The following is a 24,100-nucleotide window of genomic DNA, read 5'->3' as shown; positions in this document are numbered from 1 at the left end:
GGTTGCTCGTCTCGATCGCCGGTGAGTCGACCGCTAGGCAGACTGACGTATTTATTTCAGTGTAGAGGGTCTGCGTTGTCCGCCTGCCGACTGGTCAATGGGCACCGCAAGACTACGACGAACGTGACTGATTCTCATCGACTTCAAACTTTCTAACGAGAACGCCCCGTGAGCACGAATTTATCTCCTCCAGCTCCGACCAACCTTCGCGACCTGCTCAGCCAAGGCTGGCGGTCAAAAACTGTCAAAAGGGAAATTCGCGACAACTTTTCGCAAATGCTCGCTGCCGGTGACGAGCTCTTTCCCGGCATCGTGGGCTACGAAGATACAGTCATCCCCGAGATTAACCTCGCTCTTTTGGCTGGGCATGACATGCTGTTCTTAGGTGAGAAAGGTCAAGCCAAGAGCCGCCTGATGCGGCAGCTTGTCCAGTTCCTCGATCCCTATCTGCCTTATATCGACCACGCGGAGATGCCGGTGCATGAGGATCCTCTTGCACCTATTTCTGCTGCGGGCCGGCGGTTCGTCGAGCAGCACGATCCCGCTGACATTCCCATCGCATGGTGGCCCCGGAGTGAGCGGTACGCCGAGCGGCTCAGCCCGGGAACGAAGTTTGCGGACATTATTGGCGAAATCGACCCTGCGAAACTGACCGGTGGCGTCAGCATGAGCTCCGAAGAAGCGCTGGCTTTGGGGCTGATTCCCCGCATGCACCGGGGAATCTTTGCGATGAACGAATTACCTGAGCTCGACGACCTCGTGCAAGTCGGACTGTTCAACATTCTCGAAGAGCGTGATGTGCAGATCCGGGGTTACCCCATTCGATTTGACGTCGATGTGATGATCCTATTCTCCGCTAACCCCGCTACTTACAACCGCAGTGGCAAGGTTATCCCACAGCTTAAAGATAGAATTGGCACGATCGTTCAAACTCACTATCCACGTGAACGCGAGCAGGGAATTGAGATCCTGCAACAGGAGATTGGCGAGGATCTCGGTGGTGAGTACCCAGTGCACGTACCCCTGTTCATGTACCAGGTCATCGAAGAAATCACGAACCGAGCGAGGCAGAGTAAATACGTCGATCAATCCTCAGGCGTCTCCGCCCGGTTCTCGCTGGCCAATTTCCGCACCATTGTCGCCTCGGCTCGGCAACGGGGCATTGTCCATGGCGAGTCGCCTGCGGTGCCACGGATCAGCGATCTCGGGCATCTCTACGCGAGCTCACTCGGCAAACTCGAACTTGACTTGATGGGCACTCACCAGATGAGCGAGCGCCAAGTGCTCGACAATGTGATCGCCGAAGCCATCCAGATCGTCTTCAGTGAGTACATCGAGGAACACGGCTTAGCGGAGATTGCGGAAATCTTTCGCGGTGGTGTTCGTGTGGAAGTTGGCGATATGTTGCCCAGTAGTCACTATGCTGAGCGGTTGCAAAACGTGCCACCGGCCTGGGACCGGGCGTTCGAAGTCAACGCCAGCGAGAACGAAGCCATGCGGGCTTCATGCGTCGAATTCATTCTCGCTGGACTCTACAGCCTTGATAAAATCAGCCGTTCGCAAAAGCACGGCAAGATTCACTATGAAACCTAGGCGAACTTTGCCCGCTTCAGGGAATTGCGAGGGGGCTCACCAAGGACCGCGCACGTAGTAGATGCCGTACTGATCGGTATGGCTGGGCCAATTCGGTGTCGCTAGAAACTGACCGGGCGCAGCGGCACCGGGTTGCGTGGCACTGCGTCCGAATTGCGAGTGGACAGGATACATCAAATTCTGACTGACGCCCCACGAATACGTTTGACGCATGCTGACTGTCGGCGGCGCGACGAGCGCCGTGGGTTGACCGTACGGGGCATAGTAGTAGTTGCCATGCCAGGGCCGAGTCTGGGCGTAATTCATGTTCCAAATATTCGTCATCCCATAGAAATCGCCGGCCTGGGCGGACGATGTTCCTGTGACCCCGCCGCACGCGGAGGCGGCGACCAGCGCCAGAGAGAGTAGCGTTTTTCGCATCATGACAGAGTTCCTGATCGGTGAATGAGTTGGGCCGGGGAATTCCTCTAGCGAGGGATTCGCAGCACGTTCCAGTAGAAATTGCTCAGGCCAGTCCGAACTGGCGGATAGTAATACGAGACGTGCGTCCGGTTCATCCCGCGTCCACCGTCATAATAGTTATGGAATCGGTCATGGTGCTTATAAAGCATCTCATGCGGGTAAAAAGGCTGGTACGTCAGGTAGGTATGCCCGACGTGCTGCGGCACGGGCACCGGCGAGACGTACATTTGCGCGTTGGCGGAATTGGCGGCGCCCTGCGTGTAAAAGTTGTAAAACAGGTCGGGTTGACCATATTCACGCCCCTGCACCATACCCCCGTCAACGAGTCCGCCGTGCAGGCCGCCCCCGCCACAGTTTCCATTGGCACAGTCACCGCTGGAACTTGAGTCGCTCGTCAGAGTTGACTCACCGCCGCCGGTGTCGCCGACGACCGTATCGCTGACCACTCTCGAACTGACGATGCGTTCGCCACCTGCGTAGCCATGACCGCCGAAGGCGTGCGCTGCCGTACCACAGGAGAATAACGACGCCGACGCCGCCAGTGCGACTACGACATTTTTAGAACGCCGTGCGGCGGTGCGGGCCGTCGCCACGGCTTGATTGATGTTTCGCTTCATGTGCGCGTTCCTCCTGAACGACGACCCGGATGGGAGTGTGACCTGGATGAGATGTTTACTTTTGATGATTTCGGCAACCGAGACGGTGGGGCACCAGATGTTCCTCCGCTGTCGCTAAGACCGCCAGTTTAGGGCGAATTTGCATATTCGTTAGAAGCGGATGTCCGCCCACGGCGGGCAGATTTATCCCGGGTATTGCAATTTCGGTCAGCATGAACGCGATCGTCGCGCTCGGCCCTACCGAGAGCACGCCGATTCAGTGAGGGTGGATTGAAGTTAATAACTGCGCTCACGGGCTCTCTGGCACGCACCATACCTTCCATCGAGAAATCGCTTCAGTTTGAAGCGTTTCGTTCCGATCCCTGTAACGGGACAGCCGTTAGGGTTTCGCTACTAGGCACAGGGTCGCTATAACCCCCAAACCTCGGCTTCGGACAGCACATTCGCTCGCATACCAATACGACAGGAACCACCAGGCGTGGCAAAACGGCGTTCTTCCTCCACAAACGGCACGAATAACAGAAAATCCAAACGTGGCGGCGTCCCTGACGAATCCATGTTCCGTGAGATTGAGAACATCCCTCTGCGGATGGCGGCTCAGGATCGATATCTGAACTATTCGCTCTCGGTGATCACATCACGCGCCCTTCCCGATGTCCGGGATGGACTCAAGCCGGTTCAGCGGCGGATCCTCTATACGATGTTCCAGCAGCGACTCGACTCCACTGCGAAGCACCGCAAGTGTGCCAAAGTCGTCGGCGACGTGATGGGTAATTACCACCCCCATGGTGATAGCTCGATTTACGAAGCCCTCGTGCGGATGAGTCAGTCGTTCTCGCTCCGCATGCCGATGATCGACGGCAGCGGCAACTTCGGCAGCATTGACGGCGACAACGCCGCGGCGATGCGGTATACCGAATGCCGCATGATGCCGATCGCCTCGGAAGTTCTGGCGGACCTTGCGACGCGAACCGTCGCGTTCAAACCGAGCTACGACGGCACCCGTGAAGAACCTGTCGTACTGCCCTCACGTGTTCCGAACATGCTCGTCAACGGTGCCACGGGGATCGCCGTCGGCATGGCCACGAACATACCGCCACACAACTTGAAGGAAGTCTGCAACGCTTTATTGAAATTGCTGCGAGACCCTGAGATCAAGGACTACCAGCTTGTTGCTGCCGACGCGATCTCTGGCCCGGACTTTCCCACCGGTGGGCTGATCGTCAATAGCAAGGACGAACTGCGAGAGATCTACGCGACGGGGACGGGCACGATCAAACTGCGCGGCGTTGGTGAAGTCGCGGAATCGACGAAGACTGGTGATATCCTGCGCATCACGGAGATCCCGTTCGGCGTCAACAAAGCTCAGATGGTGGAACGGATTACCGAACTCGTTTACGCCAACAAACTGCCGCTTGTCGAGGAAGTCCGTGATCTCTCGAGCGAAGACATTCGGGTGGATCTGCTGCTGAAAAAGAATGCGGATCCCGAGAAGGTGCTCGCGTTTCTCTACAAGCACACACCTCTGCAGACGAACTTCAATGTCAACCTGACATGTCTGACACCCACTGAGAATCCTGAGGTCGGTTCGCCCCGCCGATTGTCCCTCAAAGAGATCCTGTGGTATTTCCTTAAGTTCCGGTTCGACGTCCTCACCGCACGCCTGACGAACGAACTGAACTCCTTGCTGCGGCGGATCCACATCCTCGAGGGTTTTGCGATTGTCTTCGACGCTCTCGATACAATCATCAAGATCATCCGCGGCAGCGACGGTAAAGCCGATGCGGCTGCCAAGATCATGAAGCGGTTCCCTGCTGAAAAGGGGGGGCTCGATGCGGAACAAACCGATGCCATTCTCGAGCTGAAACTCTATCGGTTGGCACGTCTGGAAATCAACGTGATCCTCGACGAACTCAAAGCCAAGCGGAAACGCGTCACGGAGATCGAAAAACTGCTCGCCGATGACCACGAGGATTTTGCCTCCTCAGGACGATGGAACATCATCCGTGACGAACTCACCTCGCTCGTGACCGACTACGGTAAAGGCGACGAAGGTCGGCGACGAACCAAGATCACCGTGCCGACTGAAGAAGTCGAGTATACCGAGGAGGATTTCATCGTCGCAGAGAACTGCCACGTGATGGTCACCGTCGATGGCTGGGTGAAACGCCAAAAGCTGATCGCGGATCCATCCAAGAGTCGACTACGCCAGGGCGACCAGGTACTCGCCTGTGTGGCAGGCAACACTCGAGAAACGATCGCATTTTTCAGCTCGCTCGGGGTTTGCTACACCGCTCGCATGCAGGACATCCCGGCGTCGACAGGATTTGGCGAACCGATCCAGAAGCTATTTAAATTCAAAGATGGCGAGCGGATCGTTGCGGCACTGTCGTTTGATCCACGCGTGATCGGTAACATCAGCGAGGATCCCAAAGGCGTGTACTACCCTGAAACGCATGCGCTGGCAGTCTCGAGCGATGGTTATTCCCTCCGGTTTGGCTTGCCCTCATTTGCGGAACCCTCCACCCGCGCCGGACGCCGGTTCGCCCGGCTGACGGCCGGTGCGTCGATCGTCGATGTCGTCACGGTGCATGGTACCGAGACGGTGCTCGCGGTTTCTGCCGACGCCCGGGCGATGGTGTGTCCTGTCGACGAGGTCAATTACCTCTCCGGTGCAGGAAAAGGCGTTCTGCTAATCAAGCTCGCGAACACTGATCGCTTACTCGGTTTCAAGACATCCGTTGCTGATCGTGATCTGATGACGGTCGTTACGAACCGCGGTGCCAAGAAGACAATCTCCACCGCCAAGTATCGTACGACCTCCCGGGGTGGGCGGGGGATTGAACTACAGAAGAATGGCAAGATCGCCGAGATTGTCCAAGCCCCGATTGAGCCGCCCACGAATTTCGACGAGTGACGAGAGCCGCCAGCTGCTCGTTAGTTTTTAATTTCTCTTTTCTTGATTCTCCGCTGATACCGAAATATGTCGACTGCAACTCCACCGAGCACGTACAACGCGAAAGACATCATCGCGCTCGAGGGGCTCGATCCCGTTCGCAAACGCCCCGGGATGTACATCGGTGGCGTGAACTCGGCGGGGCTACATCATTTAATTTGGGAAATCGTTGATAACTCGGTGGACGAAGCCATGAATGGCTACGCCAGCGAGATCACCGTGACGCTGCACAAAGACGAACAGACGATTACAGTCAGTGACAACGGACGCGGGATTCCGATCGACAAACACCCCAAGACAAAGAAACCAGCCCTCGAGATGGTGCTGACGGTGCTGCACGCGGGGGGCAAGTTCGAGGGTGCTAACTATAAAACCTCCGGTGGTTTGCACGGTGTCGGCGCGTCCGTCGTTAATGCGCTCAGCAAGGAACTGACGGCCGTCGTCAAACGCGATGGGGCGCAGTACCGCATGACCTTTGCCAGGGGCGTTGCGACGTCCAAGTTGCAAAAACTCAAAGGCACCGTTCGCGGGACGGGGACGACGATCACGTTCAAGCCCGATCCGACGATCTTTCCCAAGACGACGTTTAATGGCGAGACGATCTCGGCCCGACTTGAAACCGCATCATTCTTGCATCGCGGTGTGAAGGTCACCTATGTTGATGAAGTTGCCGGTACGAAGGTCACGTACCTGCATGAGAATGGCATCGTCGATTATCTCGCCAAAGTGATGAAGGAACGCGGTGCGCGGGCCATTCATGACACGCCCTTTACCTATCGGATCGACGACAATGAACGCCTCGAGGTAGCCCTGCAGTGGACGGAATCGACGGATGAGCATGTCCGCTCGTATGTCAACGGGATCCCGACTGCCAGCGGTGGATCACACGAAAACGGTTTTCGTAGCGGGCTCGTCAAGGCCGCCCGCAACTACATTGACACCCACGATCTAACTCCCCGCGGTGTCAAGATTACTCACGAGGATATTCGTGAGGGCTTGATTGCGATTGTCTCACTGTTCATTTCCGAGCCCCAGTTCCAGGGGCAAACAAAAGACAGGCTGAATAATCCCGAGGCGCAAGGACTGGTCGAGTCCCACGTTCGTGGCGCGATGGAGCAGTGGCTCAATAACAATCCCAGTATCGCTGACGGAGTGATTGCGCGGGTAATCGCGGCCGCCCGGGCTCGCGCGGCCTCGCGGGCAGCGAGTGACGCGGTGTCACGGAAAGGTGGCTCCAAACGTGTGATGCTTCCCAGCAAACTCGGGGATTGTGTTTCGGGAGGGAAAGGTAAAACGGAATTATTCATCGTCGAAGGCGACTCCGCCGGCGGTAGTGCGAAGCAAGGACGGGACCGCAACTACCAAGCGATCTTGCCACTGCGCGGCAAGGTGCTCAATACCGAGTCGGCGACGCTAAAGAAAATTCTCGACAACAAGGAAATCCAAGATTTGATCGCCACGCTCGGTTGCGGTATCGGCGCTCACGTCAACTTGCCTGATCTGCGATACGATCGCGTTATCCTACTGGCGGATGCGGACTCTGACGGGCACCACATTACGACGCTCTTGCTCACATTTTTCTATCGGCACATGCCGGCCCTCATCGCCGACGGTCGCTTGTTCATCGCGGTGCCGCCGCTCTACCGCGTTGACATCGGTAAAGAAACCTTTTGGGCCGCCGATGAAGCTGCTCGCGATCAAATCGTCGGCGAACATGGCGGCCGCGCCGAACCCAAAATCACACGCTTTAAAGGTCTCGGTGAAATGGATCCGAAGGTGCTTTGGAACACGACGCTCGATCCTAGCAAGCGGAGACTTCTGAAGGTCGAAATTGACGATCATCTCGAAACCGATAAAGCGATCAGTGACCTGATGGGCCGCGATGCCTCAGCACGATTTCGGTTTATCATGGAGCGAGCCGAGGACGCCAGCGAAATTGATGTCTAGCCGCACAGCCGCGATCCTCCAAACTGTTGGTAGGATCTGCAAAATGTGTCCTTTGCATTTCAAAGTGACGCGATCAGGCCAGGTTTGACGAATAGCTAAACAGGAACGCTCACAAGATTCACTACGGCAATCTTGCGTGTTATGATGCAAGTGCTGCCGAACACGTCTACCTCCCATTTCGAGACCGATGGAACCATGACAGTCAAACATTCTCGCCGCGATATACTCAAAACGTCCACGGCCGCGGCCGCCGGGTTGGCCTTCTATCATGGTGCTTCGCCGCGTCGTATTTCGGCGGCGGAGAGTCCCAATGAAAAACTGAGGCTGGCATGCATCGGTGTGGGGGGGCGTGGTGCTGCCAATGTATCAGGCGTCCAGAGCCAAGACATGGTGGCATTCTGCGATGTCGACGAAGTCCGGGCCGGCGGCACGTTTGAAAAGTTCCCGAACGTCACCCGGTACACCGACTACCGCAAAATGTTCGACAAGATTGGCGGCGAACTGGATGGGGTCGTTATCAGCACGCCGGACCATACCCATTTTCATCCGACGTACATCGCGATGGAACATGATCTGAACGTATATCTCGAAAAACCGCTGGCACATAACGTGTTCGAGACACGCACGCTGTGTGATCTCGCGAGGGAGAAAAAGATTGCCACCCAGCTGGGCAATCAACGGCATGCGATGCCCAATATGCATCGTGTCGTGGAGTTGGTTCAGTCTGGAGCGATTGGCAAAGTCCGTGAGGTGCACAGTTGGATCGGGGGAGACCGAGGTATGCCTGCCGTGCCGACTTCCAAACCCCCGGTGCCCAAAACGCTGGATTACGATTTATGGGTTGGCCCGGCAAAATTCTTTCCATACGAGCCCACGATCTGTCCGTACGGATGGCGATTTTGGTGGGAGTTTGGAACCGGTGAAACGGGTAATTGGGGCTGTCATATCTTGGACATCCCCTATTGGTCACTCGGCCTAAAGCATCCCGAGCGTGTTGACGCTAGCGGTCCTCCCGTTGATGAGTTGCGAACGCCCAAGTCGATGCATGTGACCTATCGTTTCAATGAGAACAATCAAGATGCACCGATTGATCTGCATTGGTACCTGGGAACGCCCACAGACTTACTGCAGCAGCATGGTCTCTCAGGCAAAGGCATGAATACGGTGTTCTTGGGCAGCGACGGGATTTTAGTATGTGGATTTGGCAGCCGGAAACTGTATCCAGAAGAGAAGTTTGCGGACTTCAAGGCCCCCGAACCCTTTGTTCCCGATTCTCCCGGTTTTTACAATGAATGGATCGCCGCATGCAAAGGCGGCCCCGCATCGACTTGTCACTTTGACTACACCGGCCCCATGGCTGAGTCCGTACTGCTCGGCAATGTTGCCTATCGCGCTGGCGGATTCAGCTGGGACGCCGCCACGATGACCACCGGTGACAATCCCAAAGCGCAGTCGCTCATTCGTACGCCGTATCGTCAGGGCTGGGAGATATAGAGCGGTAGCGGGCTGCGTGTTCTAACGACATCGTCGACTTCGTAACTTCGAGATGGGGGATCGCACGTGATCGGCGCCATTGTTGGTGACATCGTTGGTTCGCGTTTTGAATGCTCTCCGACGAAGTACATTGATTTCGAACTGTTTTCACCGGACTCGCGATTCACAGATGATTCCGTGCTGACGGTTGCTGTCGCGGACTGGATGCGGCTCGGTGGCGACCTGGTTGACTATTTTCATGAGTACGTCGACCGCTATCCCCGGGCCGGCTACGGTGGCACTTTCATTCATTGGGCGGGTGGACGGGACCGCGAGCCGTACGGCAGTTGGGGAAATGGTTCGGCGATGCGTGTGTCGCCGGTGGCGTACGCAGCCGATACACTTGCGGAGGTACTCGACCTTGCCGAGCAGAGTGCCCGGGTCACGCACAATCATCCCAACGGTATTCTTGGGGCGATGGCGACAGCTGGCTGCGTTTTCATTGCGCGGACGGGCGGTTCGAAGGACGATGTTCGGCGATTCGTAGATGCCGAGATCGGTTACGATCTCTCGAGATCCATCGACGAAATTCGCCCCTATTACGAATTCGATGTTTCTTGTGAGGGGTCGGTGCCCGAGTCCATCACGGCATTTCTTGATTCGAATTCCTTCGAACATGCGATTCGCCTCGCGGTCTCTCTTGGCGGTGATTCCGACACCATGGCGTGCATCGCCGGCGCGATCGCTGAGCCGTACTATCAAGGCGTTCCCGCATCCATCTGGTCGTCTGCCAGCGCGCGGCTCGACCCTGGGTTCCTCGGTAGCGTACAAGAGTTTCGCCTGGCATATCCGTGCCCTCCCATCGCCCTGGTATAAGCGGCTTCTCAGTTGAATTGAGGAGCTCAAGGCGTTTCAGCTCCCCGGCGACGCGGTCGAAGCCTGTTCTCCGTTTTTTCAGTCTGGTATGTTTCGCGGTGTTGCGTTCATCATGTCTCTCTCTCACGAATCTTCATGTCGACATCCAACCGCCTCGCCGCGAACCGCTACCCCGTGACCGTCGTCATCGGATTGGAAGTGCACGCCCAGCTGAAGACCAAGACCAAGCTGTTCTGTGGCTGCACGACCCAGTTCGGGATGCCCGCGAACACCCAGGTCTGTCCGGTGTGTCTGGGAATGCCGGGGGCGTTGCCGGTGATCAATCGCGAGGCCATTCGCCTGTCGGTACGCACGGGCCTGGCGTTGAATTGCTCGATTCCCCCGCTGACCAAGTGGGACCGCAAGCAGTATTTTTATCCAGACTTGCCCAAGGGCTATCAAATCAGCCAATTTGATCTGCCAATTTGTGCCGATGGATACCTCAATATCGCCGATCCTGCCGACCCCGACGCCACACGTCACATCGGGATCCTCCGCGCTCACTTGGAAGAGGATGCGGGCAAGAGCATGCACGACGAGTCAGCGGGAGTTTTGGACACCAAGATCGATCTGAATCGGTGCGGCACTCCCTTGTTGGAGATTGTCAGTCAGCCTGACTTGCGGTCGTCTGCCGAAGCGAAAGAGTATCTGAGTGAGCTCAAATTGCTGCTCACCCATCTGGATGTCTCCGATTGCGAGATGCAAGAAGGGAGTTTGCGTGCCGACGCCAATGTGAACCTGCACCTCGATGTCGATGGCAAGAAGGTCGCAACGCCGATCGTGGAAGTCAAGAACCTCAATAGCTTTCGCAATGTTCAGCGGGCGATCGATTACGAGATTGAGCGGCAGCTGATCGAGTGGGAGGATGCTGGAAAAACCATTGACGATGCTCCCAAACGAACGTTCGGTTGGGACGATGTTGGTGAGCGGACTTTCCCGCAGCGCGAAAAGGAAGAATCTGCAGATTATCGGTACTTCCCCGATCCCGATTTGCTGCCCGTGCGGTTGCCGCGAGAGTGGATTGAGGAAATTCGGGAATCACTCGGCGAATTGCCCGCCATCACCCGGACGCGGCTTCAGAACCAATACGGATTGAAGTTCTATGATGCCGATGTGATCGTCAATCAAGGGCCCGCAATGATCGCTTATTTCGAAACGGCCGCAGAACGCAGCGGTGATCCGAAAAAGGCGTCCTCATGGATCATGCAAGAGGTCATGCGGACGATCAAGGACCGTGATGTTGATGTGGAGTCATTTCCCGTGCCGCCGACTCGGCTTGGCGAGCTGATTCATAAGATCGTTGATGGCAAACTCGACAATGCTCGGGCACGAGATGTGTTTGAGTATTTACTCGACCACGATGAAAGTGTTGACGCGGCCCTGGCTGCCCTTGGGATTGAGTCGGTCGACGACAACGATTTGCTCGAACTGTGCCGCGAGTTGTTAGCGGATAACCCACAGGTCATCGCCGACGTCAAAGCAGGCAAACAGCAAGCCGTTGGCGCATTGATCGGGAAGGCCCGGGGGAAGAATCCCAACGCGAACCCGCAAGCCGTACGGCAGACCCTGCTCGACCTGATCGCCGAAGCCTAGGAACCACTCGGCTGACGCATGGAGGCCCTGCTCGTGAGTGAGCGCAAGGGCCCGGTTGAGATCGAGGGCAACCTTCTAGATGCCCTCGGCGTTGCGACGCGTCGCCTCACGATCGTGTCCCGGTGGCGGCTGATTCGCCTCAGCACGCTTTTTCTTGCCCAACTTCAACGCCAGCCCGGTTTGGCGATCGAATCCGTCGGGAGTGATGCGGTCCGGGGCAGAGTCACCCGTTTCATCCCGCCACTTCAATAGCGCTGCGGCGAGTCGATCGCGGGTCGACGCGTACTCTGGCAAACTGATCAGATTGTTTGTCTGAAATGGATCGGTTTGGCGATCGTAGAGTTCTTGAGCAGGCCGCGGCGCTCGGAGGACGTCTGCCTGGGCATCGGTCAGCGCGCTTCCCTTCGCTGCCGCCTTCAAGAGGTCCTGATGCGTGGGGCTGCGGACCGAGTCAGCGGGCCCCTGAGAGGGCAGTTGCGGGCGATCGTTTTGAACATACAAAAACCGATCGTCGCGGACTGCTCGACCTAACGCTTCGTAGTCGTGCCAATTGTGCTCAGAAAATGCGTAGGGGCGAATCGTCGCTAGGGAGTCCGTATAGAGCGGCGTCAACGATCGGCCTTGAAACGTTTCCGGACGATCCACCTTGGCGAGGTCTAAGATGGTGGGAGCAATATCGATGACGCTGACCAATGAATTCGACGCCGTTCCCGGCGCCGCGAGGGTCGGCCCCGCCAAGAATAGGAATGTCTGCATACCGTCGTCGTTCAAGCGTGTTTTGCCGCGTGGGAAGGGCCGGCCATTGTCCGCTAACACGAACAAGTACGTGTTGCTCCACAAATCGTCTGCTTTCAATTTGTCGATTACCTCGCCGACGTAGTGGTCAAACCGTGTGACTTCATTGAGGTAGGATGCAAAGTCATCGCGGGTTGCGGGAGTATCCACGAACGCGGGCGGCAACTGCAGATCGTCGCCCCGATGCTGCGGTCCATATTTGGATTCGTCCCACTGTCCGTCTGCATCCCAATTGCGATGAGCGTCGAAGCTGGCCAACCACAGCATGAAAGGTTGGTCGGCCGGAAGATCTTCAATCGTCTGGACCCAATTTCCGTGCCCGCCGGTATTTTTAACGGACGCGTTTTTATTAATTCCTCGGTCGATATGGTCAAAGGCGGATGGTGGTGAGTCCGCGTCCTGGGGTGCATCGTCCCACGACAGGTGGTTCTTGCCCGAGAGCGCCGTGTAATAGCCATTGGCACGTAAGACGCCCGTTACTGAAGGCAAGTGCCACGGGATCGGCTTGTGGAGTTCAGACGCTGGACCATTGTTATGCGGATAGCGTCCCGTGATGATGGACGCCCGCGACGGACTGCAACTGCTCGCCGTCAGAAAGGCGTTGGTCAAACGTAGGCTCTCGCCAGCGAGTTCGTCCAGACGCGGGGTCCGCGCGTTCGCGCTGCCATAGCATCCAATATCGCGAAACCCAATGTCGTCAGCGATGATCAACACAAAATTTGGCCGATCCGTTGGTTTGAGCTCTGCGGCTGCGGATCGCTTCGGTGCTGCCAACTGCGTTGACAACGCGAGGGCGAGGATCACGGGAGTGGCCGCGTGGACAAACTGCATGGCTGAAAACCTCGGGAGACAATGAGAACATTTGGACTCGCAGCATAGATCCCTCCAGCTCGACATTCAACAGACGAGTCGGGAAGTGGGGTGATGACTCTCCGCGGAGCCCACATGACGTTGTCGAAGTTGCCATCATCACGACGCGCGCCAACCCAACCGTGTGTAATCGGCATAGAATGGCCGCTGGGTATTTTCATTCACTGTCTTTGAGTATTTCCGATGCGACTTCGTTCCACGCTAGCAATCTATGCCGCCATCGCCTTCGTATTCGCGGCACTTGCGCCAATGGCAGGTGGTCAGACCACCTCTTCACTTCAGGTGATGCCCGATGGGCAGCGACCGCCTGACAGCCGGCTCGGTGAGCTTCAAACTCTCAACGGTCATTTTCCATTTGAAGTTCCGGCTACCAAGGAGGAGTGGTTGGCTCGCGCAGACCAATTACGAAATACGATTTTGGTGGCGACGGGACTCTCACCGATGCCAGCACGGACACCGCTCAATGCAGTGATCCACGGCCGTTTGCAACGTGATGGATTTACCGTCGAGCGAGTGTATTTTGAGAGTCTTCCCGGACATTTCGTCACGGGTTTGTTGTTCCGTCCCGATGGTGCTAGCAAGAACCTTGGCAATCCAGTGGATGGTAAGCACGCTGCTGTGCTGTGTCCGCACGGGCACGGCGGTCGGATGCAGCGATTCTCCGACGCCCAGATTGAGAAGGAGATCGCTGCTGGTGCGGAGCGATTTGTGCAATCCGGTCAAACGCCGAAGCTAGCACGCTGTGCTCAGCTGGCGCGGATGGGCTGCGTGACATTCATGTTCGACATGCTCGGTTATGGCGACTCTCAGCAGATTTCCCAGGACACTGTGCACAAGCACGCGGCACTGCGACCTGAAGACCAGCGACCCGCTGATGGCTCGCTGCCGACGTCATGGCCGCTGTTCAGTATGGATGCGGAACTGCGACTGCAAACCGTGATGGGACTTCAAACATGGAATGCCATTCGCGCCCTTGATTTTTTGGCGAGTCTGGCCGATGTCGATCCAGAGCGATTGGGCGTGACCGGGGGCAGCGGCGGCGGGACGCAGACGATTCTGCTCGGCGCGATCGACCCACGAGTGAAAGTTAGCTTTCCCAATGGCATGGTCTCGACTTCCATGCAGGGCGGATGTTATTGCGAGAATTGTTCGCTACTGCGAGTCGAGGCAGGCAACGTGGAACTCGCCGCACTCATGGCGCCGCGACCGATGGCATGCACGGCGGCGAATGACTGGACGAAAGACATGCTCGATGACGGCTACCCCGAACTGCAGCAATTGTACGAATTGTTCGGCCAGACGGAGAACGTTGAATGCGCGGATATGCTGAGATTCCCGCACAACTACAATTATGTCTCACGCAGTGTCATGTATCCCTGGATGAATGGTCACCTCGGTCTGGGCATCGATACGCCGATTGTGGAGGACGACTTCGCTGTGATCACCGACGCTGATGGTGCGGTTTGGAACGTGCAGCATCCGCAGCCCACCCAGGTCGGCGTCTCGCATGAGCAAGCCGTCTGCGAGTGGATGGATGAGCAGGCAGCTGCGGGCCTTCAAGCGTGGTGGCCAAATTCCGCAGATCAGGTGGCGGACTACCAAGCACGGCTGGGACAGGCTTGGCGGACAATTCTCTCGCTGCCCATGAGTTCTACAGAAGACCTGAACGCGTCCCACGTCGAGACCCGGGGAGATGTGCTGGCGTTCGATGGAGTGAACGTAACCTCCGGGTTGCTCCTCAACTCGCGACGAGATTCTGCGGTCCCGTTCGCCTCACTGCGTGCGAGTACCCACGACAGCTCCAACGCATCGCAGCGGCATGTGTTGGTGTGGTTGCGGGACGGGGGCAAGCAATCGCTCGAGCAGATGTCATCAGACGAGCGAAAATTCGTGAAGCAATGGATAAGCTTTGGAGGCGAGTTGATCGTCCCCGACTTGTTCGGCCAGGGAGAGCTTGCCTGCGATGGCAACACCGCTGATCGGCAACGCGTGATTGCCGACCCACGCCCCTTCGCTGCATTCACATTTGGCTACAACCGCACCTGGATGGCAGATCAAGTCGCCGACGCACTTGATCTGCTGGCCTACTGCAGTCAGCAGGACGCGAAATCCGTGTCAATCCTCGGTACGGGCGCCGCGGCTCCGGTGGCACTCGCCGCGGCAGCATTGACGGAGGAAGAGGTGGCCAAAGCGGCCGTGATGCTTGATGGGTTCCGATTCATACACGCCGATTCGTATGCCTCACCGAGTTTTGTGCCGGGGGCGGTTAAGTATGGCGACGTCGAATCACTCATGGTGCTGGCGGCACCGCGTGCGCTGTTGATCCGCGATACCGAGAGCATCGAAGGTCGGGCGAATCAGATGTATGCGCTCACGGGCCGAGCTGAAAATTTACAGCGATTAAAGCCGGCAGACGACCAGCTGCCTGTGAAGGAACTCATTGAGTTCGTGACGTCGCCCACCAAGTAATCTTGGTTTCGCGGCTAACGTTGGCTCGCGTGGATAAACGGTGGCTGCCAACTCGGCCCCAGTGACGCGTCATCGACCGTCACACCCGCTTCTAGTAGCCCTTCGTGGTTGACGAGGGGATTGTCGGGAATACGGTCCAACGAACCACTGGGTATAAAACCAACATGGCCATCTTCGTAGAGGAGGTTGATGCCCCGCCCACCGTGGCTGATTACGTTAAATCGATACGAGGCGTGACTGGCCGTCGTGGGATTGGGAGCATGGGTTCGTACGATCACAGCGTCACTCATCACCGCAAACCGAGATCGCGATTCGAATCGAGGCGACGAGAACCGTCCCTCATCGCGAACGCCCAGCGTGTAAGAATAGTGTCCACCAGATTTCATTTGGATCCCATGTAGATTATCAATCGCCAGCCTCAAGCGGTGTCGATTACCGGGCTCACCAACGGTGCCGCTGCGGGCGAGCGATAATTCCCGGCCGACTTCGTCGAGAGTTTCCAAGGTCACGAACATCGGCGGTACTCGCTGGGCGACGCTGGGTTCCTGTGGTGCCAAGCTCAACGGCCAATTCACTGCTTCGAACCTACGGGTGCCGATCGACGGACAAAGGGTTTGTTGGGGACGATCGAGCAATCCAGCCTCGTGGAGTAGCAGAGCGTAAATGCCCGCGAATGCTTGGTAGCCAGTCGGCGCGACCGAGGGCAGGCGTGATTGCGCATTGCGGTCGGCGTACTGCGTCATCGCAACACCCAGCTCTCGCAGATTATTTTGACAGGCAATCTTGCGGGCCGCGAATCGACCTTCGAAGAGCATCGGCAGTGCGATCGCCAAGAGAATGATCGCCGCCACGACGGATGCACCCCAATCACGCAGATTCCAGGATTGGGCCCCGCTTTCTTCATGAGTGCTACTGAGTGAGAGATCACTGAAAACTTGCGCCGAGGCATGCGGCAACTCCCAATCGCTGTCGCTCACCTCATTTTCAGAATCCGCCTCATTCTGCTCTGCCTTCTCAGGGTTAGCACTGGGGTTGAAGGGGGGCAACGGAGGCAGGTTCGCCAACGTTCGTGAAACCAGATCCGCGGGTGGGGTTAGATCGGCAGGGCTCGGAGCCTGTTCCTCAACGAAACCATCTGCTTCCTCGAGACGCTTGAGCACACGCTCCAATTCAGCCAATTCCCGCCGGGCCTCGGCGTCCTCGCGCAGCCATTGCTCAACTCGACGCATTTCGTCAGGCTCGAGAGCACCGAGCAGGTAGCCGAGTAAATCTTCTTGCATCAGCAAGTCAACCTGGAAAGAGGGGATCGAAGTCGCGGGCTCACCGAGCCGGTGGCGTCAGGCGTTCACGTTCGGCCAGGAGTGCCCAGCAACACGGTGATATCCTGGCTCTACGGAGGTCTTCCCCCGGCGGTTCGGATCGCTTTGAGAACCTACGCCCCAAAAGTGTATTGGGTTTTCAATCAGCGTCGCGACGCTATTACAATGATAGCAGCTTGGCCGTGTGCCATTGGTAGGGCGCCGGCAGAAGGTCCCGGGGGGCAATCTCCACATGTAGCACGCGGCGGCGAAATTCCGTATTGGGATCCGTGGCATGGGAACCATGGCTGAGCAGCGGACGCATCGCGAATACATCACCTGCGCGGCAGTAGATCGTCTGGATCCCCTCGGTTGCGGCTGGCTCGATGCCACCGTTTTGGGGTGGGAGATGTGATCGCGGCACGATATACAGTGGACCGTTATCCGCCCGCATTGGATCCAAGTGCAGCCGCAATGTCAGCATCTGCGACATGACTTCATCGGTTGCCTCGACATGGGGGACACCAGCTTTACAGGTCGGTTTGGCGAACGGCGCGGGGAGCAAGTGATGCTCACGCACCGCAATCGTGCGATCGCGATGCAGCGACAACGCCCAGCCCTGGCCGGGCGGTTTATCGAAATACAGCACTCTCACCACGCATGCCTTGGGACTCGCGTAGTCTCGAATCATGCGGGCAATCTGGATATTGCGAATCCAGGGTTCCCACAACCAGTCGTATTCGATCAAGTTGCGACCGCCGACAATGTCTCCCTGTCGGTTTTCGATTCGGCTGACGGCGTCTGCGCTTAGTAATTTGGTGATTGCGTCGCCCAGGTGCTCGCAATCTGCCGGTGAGACAACCTCACGGACAATCCGATAGCCAAAGCGATTGAGCAGTCTCGTTGGCATGGCTAGCGGAAATCCCTGGTGGTGGTCGGCAGGTTATTCATCATGTCACTCATGTCGTCGACGCGACCGACAATCACATGGATCACGCCTTGGCGGTTCTCCAGCTTGCCATCGACGATCCATGCATTGCTGGCACGTGCGACCTTAAAAAAACGTTTCCACACCGCGGCGAACATCACTAAATTCATGGCTCCTGTTTCGTCTTCGATCGTTACGAATGTAATTCCTTTGGCGGTTGCAGGACGCTGTCGCATCAGTACGATTCCTGCCACGCGAACATGCCGTCCATCACGCAGCGACGGCAGCTCGCCCGCGGCACGGCAGCCCAGTTCCGCCAACTGGCTGCGGAGAAACGATACCGGATGAGCTTTCAAACTCAATCCCGTCGTCTCGTAATCTCGGTGGACTTCTTCGACTGGAGACATGGACATCAGCTCTGCGGGAACGCTGCAGTCCGGTTCCAGGGACGCCAGCAGCGGCATCGACGTCGACGCATTGTCCGTCGCCAGAGACTGCCAGACCGCCGCCCGACGGTCGGCAGAGATGGACGCCAGTGCGTCGGCATCGGCGAGTGTCGCGATGACACCCCGTGGCAGGTCCGCCCGGCGGGTCAGGTCGTTTAGGTCCGTGAATGCCCCTCCAGACTCACGGGCGTGGCAAATCCGCTCCGCTGCGGCCGAGGCGAGCCCTCGAATCATCTGCAATCCCAGGCGAATCGCTGGCCCCGATCGGGCCGCGTCTGCGACCAAACGCGTACGGACATCACTGTGATTGACGTCCACGCCGTGGACGAAAACTCCATGTTTCTGCGCATCGGAAATGAGCTGCGCTGGAGCGTAAAACCCCATCGGCTGACTATCGAGCAATGCCGCACAGAATGCGGCTGGAAAATGACATTTTAAATAACAGGACGCGTAAACCAGAAGTGCGAAACTGGCCGCGTGCGATTCTGGGAACCCATACTCACCAAAACCTTGAATTTGATGGAACACCTGCTTCGCAAAGTCTTCGCTCAACCCATTGGCGGCCATTCCCTCAAGTAACTTCACGCGAAAACGGTCGATCACTCCTGGGCGTCGCCAGGCCGCCATGGCGCGGCGAAGCTGATCGGCTTCGCCGGGCGTGAAGCCCGCGGCCACCACGGCCAGCCGCATTGCCTGCTCTTGAAAAATAGGTACGCCCAGCGTTTTCTCGAGTACCCGCCGCACCGCGTCGTTAGGGTAGACCGCCGCATCCGGGTTCTCTCGGGCGGCGAGGAATGGGTGCACCATGTTGCCTTGAATGGGGCCCGGGCGAACGATCGCAACTTCGATGACCAAGTCGTAAAAACAGCGTGGGCGGAGTCGAGGCAGCATGCTCATCTGCGCCCGGCTCTCAATCTGGAACACCCCCATCGTGTCTGCGGCACAAATCATGTCGTAGGTCGCTGCATCGTCGGCAGGGATCGTCGAGAGGGTTAGGTTGCGACCGTGGTGCTCTTGGACCAATTCAAAGCATCGGCGAATCGCCGATAGCATCCCCAACGCCAGCACATCGACTTTTAGAATGCCGAGCTCGTCGAGGTCGTCCTTGTTCCACTGAATGACCGTCCGGCCTGGCATCGCAGCATTCTCGACAACACAAAGTTCACACAGATTCCCTGCCGTCATCACCATCCCACCAACGTGCTGAGACAAATGTCGCGGGAACCCAACGAGCGTCTGGGTGAGATACAAAAAACGTTTGCCCAGCGGTGTGTCGGGATCCAATCCCGCATCTCGGCAGCGTTGCGGCAGTTCGGGCTCCGTGCTATAGCTGCCTGCCAGTTTGGCGACGGCGTCGATCAGGTCCGGCGAAATCCCGAGTGATTTTCCGACTTCCCGAATCGCACTCTTGGAGCGATAGGTCGTCACTGTGGCCGTCAGGCCGGCTCGATCACGGCCATACTTATCGTATAGATACTGCAGCACCTCTTCGCGCCGCTGGTGCTCAAAATCGACATCAATGTCGGGAGCCTCGTTGCGCTCTCGGCTAATGAAACGTTCAAACAGCAGGTCGGTTTGGGTGGGATCGACAGAGGTCACCCCCAAGCAATAACAGACCGCGGAATTGGCCGCTGAGCCCCGGCCCTGGCACAAAATCTTTTGCGAGCGAGCAAATCGAACCAGATCCCATACCGTCAGAAAGTATGCCTCGTAATGCAGCTCCTCGATCAATGCGAATTCATGACGCAGCATCTCGATCACACGCGGAGCCACGCCCTCGGGCCAGCGCTGTTGAGCTCCTTCCCAGGCCAAACGTTTGAGGTGCTCGATCGGCGTTTTGCCAGGCGGGGCAAGCTCGACGGGATACTCGTAGCGAAGCTCATCGAGACTGAAATTGCAGCGTGAGGCGACCTCAACCGTTCGCGCGATCGCGTCGGGAACGTCGCGATACAGCTCGCTGATTTCGTCCAAGGTGCGGAGGTGATGTTGGCTGTTACGCAGCCGCTCGGCCGAGATATCATCGATGGTGCTGTGGTTGGCGATCGCGGTGAGACAGTCGTGCAGCAACATCCGCTGGGCCGTGTGATAACGCACATCACCACTGGCCAGCAGCGGCACGTCGCACGCCAGCGAGAGATCACGCAGCCAAGCGGCTTTGCCAGCATCGTCAACACCTCGATGGAACGACGCCAGCATGTATCCGCCATCGTCGAACACATCCCGAAACGGCCCTCTTAGAAAGGATCGTGAGTGATTCAGCGCGACCTCATCGCTGCTGGAGTCCACTATCACGCCCGCCAAGATGCCCTCGGAGAATGCAGCGATGTCGTGGAAGCCAAGTTCGCAGCGTCCCTTCTCGCACCGCATGCGTCCTAGCGAGAGCAATCGGCACATACGCCCATATGCCGCCCGATCGGTTGGCCACAGCACCATCGCGGGTGCATCGATGGGATGCACCTCGGTCCCAACGATGTACTGCAGTCCGAGTTCTTTGGCCGGAGCGTGCCCGCGCACCACACCCGCAATGGACTCGCGGTCCGTCAACGCGAGACCCGCATAGCCAAGCTCGGCGGCGCGCTGCACCAATTCATCGGGGTGCGAGGCGGCCTCGAGAAACGAAAAATTGCTACGGCAATGGAGTTCGACATATTGCATGAAAATGTTGACCGTCCCGCTAAGGACGACAGCCCTCTGCTAGGAACATCAGTCGCCGGTCCGATATGAAATTACCAGCGTAGTCCCGCGAGATAGCGCTGGGAAGCATTGATAACTCGTTCCCAGACCCGCCTGGGAACGCACTGCGCTGACCATGTCGCCGAAGCCTGTGCCCAAAAAAACGTCGCCCCCCAAACCGCCGCTGTTCGATGACAACGTGCGGGGAGGAAGAATGGGGGAAGAAGGGGAGGGAAGAAGGGGCCACCCAAACTTCTAAGTGCGTCAGCGCAAAGCCTACGACTAGTTTTACTGTGAAAATGGGGCGTCCACCGGCGAAATCGGCTCTTCGGCTCGCCTGGCTTGAGCAGCAGTGGCTGACCGCGCCGCAGTCATGCCGAACCAACCTCGAAAGAAATGCGATTGTTCCACGATTTAACCGACGAGAGGCCCCGCGGGTTTTCGCGGGCGCATAGCCAGCCCAAACCGCGACGGCACGCTTCCCCCACGAGACTCTCGGGCGTGCTCGCCGCCCGCGTGAAAATGCGACCATACTTCCGCACCACATCGCACCAACCGTGCGTGTCCAATCCTATCCGCTGCAAAATCGGTTGCAGGTGTATCGAAATACTGTCGATCTAATCGGCTCGCAACTGACGCCCCGTCCAACCAAGTAGTTCCAGCTACTTCGCCATCGATACCGGCAGATAGCCCTTGCTGCTGGACCGACGTCCAGACGATTCCACTGCGGGGCCGACTTCACCAGACCGCTCGTCAATTTCGATCCGACTCATCCATCCGCTACGCCGTCGCCGACGACTCCGCTCCCAATCGTGGGTACTCGGTCGACTGCGATCCTCCCGCTCGCTGAGATCGTCAATCCGATCCTCCGCTCCGGTGTAGTCGCTGGTCTCCGGTGTTTCCGCCAATGCAGCCCGGATTGGATTGAGGTCCACATACGCCGCACGGACGCGCAAACGGGATTCGTCGAGCAAAATTTGTGTATGGAAACACCTTCCCAGTAGTGGCCGGTAACTGAATCCTCGGCGTTGCTACGTCGAGCAATATTCTCGGGCTCATCCGACTAAAGCGTACTTTTTCTGATGGAGCGAATAAAGCAGTAGTTCGAAGTATTCGCGATCACGAATGCCGTAGGATTGTCGTTGGAGCGTCTTGATTTTGTTATTGGTGCCCTCCATCGGTCCAGAAGAAATCCGGTGTTTGAAATAACTCAATAGCCCTTCCTCAAGCCGCGTCAGGGTTTTGGCCATCGTCTTCAATGGTGAGAGTCCCGTCGCGGTCGCTCGCCTGCACCATGACCGCAAGAACAACTGCGCAGGCCATCGAAAGGTGTGCCCCCAAAACAATCGCAACTCCTCTTTGAGATAGTATCCCGTGGCCAGCGGTTCATTGAGCTTCAGCGCCGCAGCCAAGTGAGCCTCTTCGTCCCGATCCTCGCTTAGATTCTCGGGGTTCTTCAGCAGCAACCAGCGGCTCCCCTTGAGCACCGATTTCTCGTCGGCCGTCGCCTCTTGGTACAATTGTCGACGCAGCGTGGTCAGCTTCTCGTTCATCAACTTCACCACATGAAAGCGGTCAAAGACGATGTCGGCCTTGGGGAGGTTGCCTCGCACCGCGGAGATGTAGGCCGAGGACATGTCCATTGCAACCGCTTCGATTCGATGCCGCCGACGCCCCAAGCGTTTCCAAAAGGGAACCAGCGATTCAGCCGATTTCCCGTCTCCCACGAAGATAATCGCTCCACTATCCAAGTTCATTACCAGTGTCACGTAGCGATGCCCTTTGCCGATGCAGATCTCGTCGATCGCAATTCGGCGAACATCTTTCAGGGAAGGATTGGCGAATCGTCGCCTGAGATCGTCTTTCTTGATTTCCTTGATCACATCCCATGTGACACCGAGAAGATCGGCAACGTCTTTGATTGTCATGCTGCGAGTGAGCTGCAATGCATAGTTGGCCCAGTCCTTGGTGTAGCTTCGACGAGCATCGGCAAAGCCGACCTTGATCTGACGAACGACCCCGCAATCGCGGCACTGCAGACGTGGCAAAGTGGCGACAATGACGGTCTGCTTCAATCCGATCGGNGAGCACCTGAATTCNCGTTGCGTGACGCCTCGTTTGATCACGTTGCTGCTCTGGCACGAGGAACANCAGATCGACTTCTCATTTGGATGNACATGGAACCGTGTNACGCCTCCGGTGGGCTCGATTCGAGTCTGCCGGTAGCCACGAATGCCGAAAGAGTGATACAACAAGGAGGTGGACATGTACGTTCCTGCAAAGAAGATGTGAGAATTCTCTTTGAAGGATGGCATGTCCACACTTTTTTATCCATCCGTCGTAACTTCCGCGACTTCAAACCCGGCGCACGCTTTAGTCGGATGAGCCTATTCTCGGCTGTACAGCGCATCGACCAGTTGATGTCCGAGATCCACCACCGTCGCTCAGCAGTAGGTCTAGAGTATTTAATGCTTTGTCATGCGAAATACCCTGAGTTGTGAAAACAGTTTCGGCAATCCGCGGCAGTGACGGCGTCAGTGGCTTTGGCCATCGCGGTGTAGAGTTTCTGCTCGGTGCGCACTGCGGCCTTGCGTGAATGGAACGTGATCTTTGAGTAGATCTGTTCGATTGGATGGAGCTCCGGCGAGCAGGGTGGTAGGAATCAGACTTCTGCGCCAGTCTGCTCGATCCTTTTGAGAACGGATGCGGTCTTGTGGCTGGAGAGGTTGTCCCTCACCAGGATTGCGTTTGAGGTCCCAGCGTTCCCAGATCCCGCCACTGGAACTTGAGTTTCTGAACGACCTTGCAACCGACCGAACACCGCTCGGCGATCTTTGGCATGCTCGCTTTTCCTTCAAGAATGGCAGCCAGGATTCGTTCTCGCAAATCCATGTCCAACACCTTCATCAGTCACACCTCCTTGTTGGCGAAAACCTCAAATTGACCGATCTTCGCCAACTCAACTACATCAATTTTCAAGTGCTCTAGAGACATCTATGCCGGTCGCGTCAGCCAGCCTGAGGATTGAATCGTGAAAGACACAAATCGTCAGCGTGGGTTAAATT

General features: G+C 57.2%; 17 protein-coding genes. 7 read left to right on the top strand and 10 right to left on the bottom strand.

Annotated features, from left to right (window positions below):
* Positions 1–168: 168 nt before the first annotated feature.
* The gene (locus Poly21_RS08610) at positions 169–1,593 is read left to right on the top strand and encodes a magnesium chelatase ATPase subunit I (RefSeq protein WP_146406442.1); all 1,425 of its coding nucleotides are present in this window, start codon (positions 169–171) and stop codon (positions 1,591–1,593) included.
* A 36-nt stretch (positions 1,594–1,629) separates the two neighbouring features.
* Here Poly21_RS08610 and Poly21_RS08605 read toward each other — a convergent pair whose 3' ends face one another.
* The 3 genes from Poly21_RS08605 to Poly21_RS27280 all read right to left on the bottom strand — a co-directional run bounded on the left by Poly21_RS08605 (position 1,630) and on the right by Poly21_RS27280 (position 3,230).
* A complete protein-coding gene (locus Poly21_RS08605; protein WP_146406441.1) occupies positions 1,630–2,016 on the bottom strand; it encodes a hypothetical protein in 387 nt (128 codons plus the stop codon).
* A gap of 44 nt (positions 2,017–2,060) precedes the next feature.
* Entirely contained in the window at positions 2,061–2,672 is a 612-nt protein-coding gene (locus Poly21_RS08600) for a hypothetical protein (RefSeq protein WP_146406440.1), read from the bottom strand.
* A gap of 408 nt (positions 2,673–3,080) precedes the next feature.
* On the bottom strand, positions 3,081–3,230 hold the full coding sequence (locus Poly21_RS27280; protein ID WP_302118138.1) for a hypothetical protein: 150 nt from the start codon (positions 3,228–3,230) through the stop codon (positions 3,081–3,083).
* On the opposite strand from Poly21_RS27280, the gene Poly21_RS08595 reads away from it, so the two are divergent.
* The 5 genes from Poly21_RS08595 (at position 3,229) to gatB (ending at position 11,556) form a co-directional block, all read left to right on the top strand.
* Entirely contained in the window at positions 3,229–5,589 is a 2,361-nt protein-coding gene (locus Poly21_RS08595) for a DNA gyrase/topoisomerase IV subunit A (RefSeq protein ID WP_302118136.1), read from the top strand. The genes Poly21_RS27280 and Poly21_RS08595 overlap by 2 nt on opposite strands.
* Before the next feature lie 66 nt (positions 5,590–5,655).
* Complete coding sequence (locus tag Poly21_RS08590) at positions 5,656–7,575, top strand: DNA gyrase/topoisomerase IV subunit B (RefSeq protein ID WP_146406438.1); 1,920 nt, start codon at positions 5,656–5,658, stop codon at positions 7,573–7,575.
* A gap of 195 nt (positions 7,576–7,770) precedes the next feature.
* Complete coding sequence (locus Poly21_RS08585) at positions 7,771–9,069, top strand: Gfo/Idh/MocA family oxidoreductase (protein ID WP_146406437.1); 1,299 nt, start codon at positions 7,771–7,773, stop codon at positions 9,067–9,069.
* A 66-nt stretch (positions 9,070–9,135) separates the two neighbouring features.
* Positions 9,136–9,924, top strand: a complete 789-nt coding sequence (locus tag Poly21_RS08580) for an ADP-ribosylglycohydrolase family protein (RefSeq protein ID WP_146406436.1) — start codon at positions 9,136–9,138, stop codon at positions 9,922–9,924.
* 135 nt (positions 9,925–10,059) lie between these two features.
* Positions 10,060–11,556, top strand: a complete 1,497-nt coding sequence (gene gatB, locus Poly21_RS08575; RefSeq protein WP_146406435.1) for an Asp-tRNA(Asn)/Glu-tRNA(Gln) amidotransferase subunit GatB — start codon at positions 10,060–10,062, stop codon at positions 11,554–11,556.
* Between the two features lie 75 nt (positions 11,557–11,631).
* On the opposite strand, the gene Poly21_RS08570 is transcribed toward gatB, so the two are convergent.
* Positions 11,632–13,182, bottom strand: a complete 1,551-nt coding sequence (locus Poly21_RS08570) for a sulfatase family protein (protein WP_302118133.1) — start codon at positions 13,180–13,182, stop codon at positions 11,632–11,634.
* Between the two features lie 222 nt (positions 13,183–13,404).
* Here Poly21_RS08570 and Poly21_RS08565 point away from each other — a divergent pair, with 222 nt between their 5' ends.
* Positions 13,405–15,690, top strand: a complete 2,286-nt coding sequence (locus Poly21_RS08565; protein WP_146406433.1) for an alpha/beta hydrolase family protein — start codon at positions 13,405–13,407, stop codon at positions 15,688–15,690.
* A 14-nt stretch (positions 15,691–15,704) separates the two neighbouring features.
* On the opposite strand, the gene Poly21_RS08560 is transcribed toward Poly21_RS08565, so the two are convergent.
* The 6 genes from Poly21_RS08560 to Poly21_RS27275 form a co-directional block, all read right to left on the bottom strand.
* Positions 15,705–16,970 carry an anti-sigma factor family protein gene (locus Poly21_RS08560; RefSeq protein ID WP_146406432.1) on the bottom strand — a complete coding sequence of 422 codons (1,266 nt, stop codon included), beginning with the start codon at positions 16,968–16,970 and terminating at the stop codon, positions 15,705–15,707.
* A gap of 199 nt (positions 16,971–17,169) precedes the next feature.
* Positions 17,170–17,898: a phytanoyl-CoA dioxygenase family protein gene (locus Poly21_RS08555; protein ID WP_146406431.1), complete on the bottom strand. Its 729-nt coding sequence runs from the start codon at positions 17,896–17,898 to the stop codon at positions 17,170–17,172.
* A gap of 2 nt (positions 17,899–17,900) precedes the next feature.
* The gene (locus tag Poly21_RS08550; protein WP_146406430.1) at positions 17,901–21,017 is read right to left on the bottom strand and encodes an error-prone DNA polymerase; all 3,117 of its coding nucleotides are present in this window, start codon (positions 21,015–21,017) and stop codon (positions 17,901–17,903) included.
* A 680-nt stretch (positions 21,018–21,697) separates the two neighbouring features.
* Positions 21,698–22,009, bottom strand: a complete 312-nt coding sequence (locus Poly21_RS08545; protein ID WP_146406429.1) for a hypothetical protein — start codon at positions 22,007–22,009, stop codon at positions 21,698–21,700.
* An 81-nt stretch (positions 22,010–22,090) separates the two neighbouring features.
* The gene (locus tag Poly21_RS08540) at positions 22,091–23,302 is read right to left on the bottom strand and encodes an ISL3 family transposase (protein WP_146406968.1); all 1,212 of its coding nucleotides are present in this window, start codon (positions 23,300–23,302) and stop codon (positions 22,091–22,093) included.
* Positions 23,303–23,768: 466 nt separating this feature from the next.
* Positions 23,769–23,942, bottom strand: coding sequence for a hypothetical protein (locus Poly21_RS27275; protein WP_302118129.1), 174 nt, complete (start codon positions 23,940–23,942; stop codon positions 23,769–23,771).
* Positions 23,943–24,100 lie beyond the last annotated feature (158 nt).

The sequence above is a fragment of the Allorhodopirellula heiligendammensis genome (assembly GCF_007860105.1).
In the GTDB taxonomy this organism is placed as follows: Bacteria; Planctomycetota; Planctomycetia; order Pirellulales; family Pirellulaceae; genus Rhodopirellula; species Rhodopirellula heiligendammensis.
This window is presented reverse-complemented; position numbering and strand designations above follow the sequence as displayed.

What these genes read in the sequence shown, in the direction of transcription:
- Poly21_RS08605 (WP_146406441.1), bottom strand. Translation starts at nt 2,016, where the DNA reads ATGATGCGAAAAACGCTACTCTCTCTGGCGCTGGTCGCCGCCTCCGCG.
- Poly21_RS08600 (WP_146406440.1), bottom strand. Translation starts at nt 2,672, where the DNA reads ATGAAGCGAAACATCAATCAAGCCGTGGCGACGGCCCGCACCGCCGCA.
- Poly21_RS08595 (WP_302118136.1), top strand. Translation starts at nt 3,229, where the DNA reads ATGTTCCGTGAGATTGAGAACATCCCTCTGCGGATGGCGGCTCAGGAT.
- Poly21_RS27280 (WP_302118138.1), bottom strand. Translation starts at nt 3,230, where the DNA reads ATGGATTCGTCAGGGACGCCGCCACGTTTGGATTTTCTGTTATTCGTG.
- Poly21_RS08590 (WP_146406438.1), top strand. Translation starts at nt 5,656, where the DNA reads ATGTCGACTGCAACTCCACCGAGCACGTACAACGCGAAAGACATCATC.
- Poly21_RS08585 (WP_146406437.1), top strand. Translation starts at nt 7,771, where the DNA reads ATGACAGTCAAACATTCTCGCCGCGATATACTCAAAACGTCCACGGCC.
- gatB (WP_146406435.1), top strand. Translation starts at nt 10,060, where the DNA reads ATGTCGACATCCAACCGCCTCGCCGCGAACCGCTACCCCGTGACCGTC.
- Poly21_RS08570 (WP_302118133.1), bottom strand. Translation starts at nt 13,182, where the DNA reads ATGCAGTTTGTCCACGCGGCCACTCCCGTGATCCTCGCCCTCGCGTTG.
- Poly21_RS08565 (WP_146406433.1), top strand. Translation starts at nt 13,405, where the DNA reads ATGCGACTTCGTTCCACGCTAGCAATCTATGCCGCCATCGCCTTCGTA.
- Poly21_RS08560 (WP_146406432.1), bottom strand. Translation starts at nt 16,970, where the DNA reads ATGCAAGAAGATTTACTCGGCTACCTGCTCGGTGCTCTCGAGCCTGAC.
- Poly21_RS08555 (WP_146406431.1), bottom strand. Translation starts at nt 17,898, where the DNA reads ATGCCAACGAGACTGCTCAATCGCTTTGGCTATCGGATTGTCCGTGAG.
- Poly21_RS08550 (WP_146406430.1), bottom strand. Translation starts at nt 21,017, where the DNA reads ATGCAATATGTCGAACTCCATTGCCGTAGCAATTTTTCGTTTCTCGAG.
- Poly21_RS27275 (WP_302118129.1), bottom strand. Translation starts at nt 23,942, where the DNA reads ATGAAGGTGTTGGACATGGATTTGCGAGAACGAATCCTGGCTGCCATT.